The sequence below is a fragment of the Dehalococcoides sp. genome (assembly GCF_041654235.1).
GTDB classification, from domain to species: domain Bacteria; phylum Chloroflexota; class Dehalococcoidia; order Dehalococcoidales; family Dehalococcoidaceae; genus Dehalococcoides; species Dehalococcoides mccartyi_B.
Genome location: NZ_JBAZDW010000113.1, coordinates 1 through 1,904, shown reverse-complemented (window position 1 = coordinate 1,904; position 1,904 = coordinate 1). Strand labels below are relative to the sequence as shown.

Annotated in this window: 2 tRNA genes and 2 rRNA genes (1 of these 4 running past the window's edge); all 4 read right to left on the bottom strand. The window is 51.9% G+C overall.

Annotated features, from left to right (window positions below):
- Positions 1 to 972, bottom strand: a 23S ribosomal RNA gene (locus WC259_RS08305) (its annotated part extends 734 nt beyond the left edge of the window); the annotation flags it as partial.
- Positions 973 to 1,325: 353 nt separating this feature from the next.
- Positions 1,326 to 1,398: transfer RNA gene (locus WC259_RS08300), tRNA-Ala, on the bottom strand.
- Between the two features lie 19 nt (positions 1,399 to 1,417).
- Positions 1,418 to 1,491 (bottom strand) — tRNA-Ile (locus WC259_RS08295).
- 126 nt (positions 1,492 to 1,617) lie between these two features.
- A 16S ribosomal RNA gene (locus WC259_RS08290) occupies positions 1,618 to 1,904 on the bottom strand; the annotation flags it as partial.

Sequence of the window (1,904 nt, the reverse complement as noted above, 5' to 3'; positions counted from 1 at the left end):
GCACTAAGCCCCCGTACCCATTCAGTGCTCTACCTCCGGTACTGAACATATAGCGCTAGCCCTAAAGCTATTTCGGGGAGAACCAGCTATCTCCGAGTTCGTTTGGCATATCACCTCTACCCACAGCTCATCCCCTAATTTTGCAACATTAGTAGGTTCGGGCCTCCACGAGCGATTAGACTCGCTTCACCCTGTCCATGGGTAGCTCACCCGGTTTCGGGTCTAATTCTTGCGACTTGACGCCCTATTCAGACTCGCTTTCGCTACGGCTTCGAGTGTCACTCTCTTAACCTCGCCACAAAAATTAACTCGCAGGCTCATTCTCCAAGAGGCACGCTGTCAGGCGTAGCGGCGCGCACCCGGCTTTCACCGGAGCACCGACCCGCTATTAGCCCTCCAACTGCTTGTAAGTTTACGGTTTCAGGTTCTATTTCACTCCCCTCAACGGGGTACTTTTCACCTTTCCCTCACGGTACTTGTTCACTATCGGTCGCCAAGTGTATTTAGCCTTGGAGGGTGGACCCCCCAGATTCCTACCGTATTAGCGTGCACGGCAGTACTCAGGTACCTGACGGAAGATGTTCGGTTTTCGTTTACGGGACTGTCACCCTCTTTGGTTGGCTTTCCCACACCATTCTACTAACCGAACATTTTGTAACTTCACAATGTCAGGCCCTACAACCCCACTACGGCAAGCCGCAACGGTTTGGGCTTCTCCCCTTTCGCTCGCCACTACTCAGGGAATACTCTCTTTTCCTCCGGGTACTTAGATGTTTCAGTTCCCCGGGTGCCCTTCGATCCGTCTATATATTCAACGGATGATGCCAGCGGTTCGCGCTGGCGGGTTTCCCCATTCGGAAATCTCCGGATATATCGCCTGTTTACGGCTCCCCGAAGCTTATCGCAATAACCTACGTCCTTCATCGGCACTTGGCGCCAAGGCATCCACCATAAACTCTTAGTAGCTTCTCGCACATGATGCGGAGAACTCGATACTCTTTGTTGTATCGTTATTTACATATTTGTTTACTTTCGATCAAAACATTAATGATGTTCTGACTTGGCCTACATACTATTCTATAAGGTTGGTAAAGTTCTGCTGACTCACTCTGGGTGGTCAGGCGCCAGTTGAAAGGCGCTAAGTGTCGCTCACGTTCCCGTCAGAGGCACTCAGCCCGCTTCAACCTTATTCGTTTTTCAAAGAGACAGTTCGACCCGGCTCACCGCCGGGTCTCATGACCTTGCGGATCTGCTTTTTTGTTGATCAAACTTTAGTTGTGTTTCTCGACACTCACTTCTCCATCGATATTTCATTTACAGCTCAGTGGAGATGAGGGGATTCGAACCCCTGACCTCCGCCGTGCAAAGGCGGCGCTCTCCCAACTAAGCTACATCCCCGATCCTGCCGGGTTCCAGGTGGGCCTTTCAGGACTCGAACCTGAGACCTCGCCCTTATCAGAGGCGCGCTCTAACCAACTGAGCTAAAAGCCCAAGATCAGTCCCTTAGTAACTGAGAAGTGATAGGAAAATCTTGCATTGTCGTCGTTTGTCTTGACACCGCGTCAAGACCTGTAGAGCTTGGAACATCCCCCGAAGGTTCAGTTCAAAACTCCATAGAAAGGAGGTGATCCAGGCGCACCTTCCGGTACACCTACCTTGTTACGACTTCGTCCCAGTCATCAACCCCACCCTCGACGGCTCCCTCCTTGCGGTTAGGATACCGGCTTCAGGTGTTGCCAACTCCCATGACGTGACGGGCGGTGTGTACAAGCCCCGGGAACGTATTCACCGCAGTATAGCTGACCTGCGGTTACTAGCAACTCCATCTTCATGCAGGCGGGTTGCAGCCTACAATCTGAACTGAGACCAACTTTATGGATTGGCGCCACCTCGCGGCTTAGCAA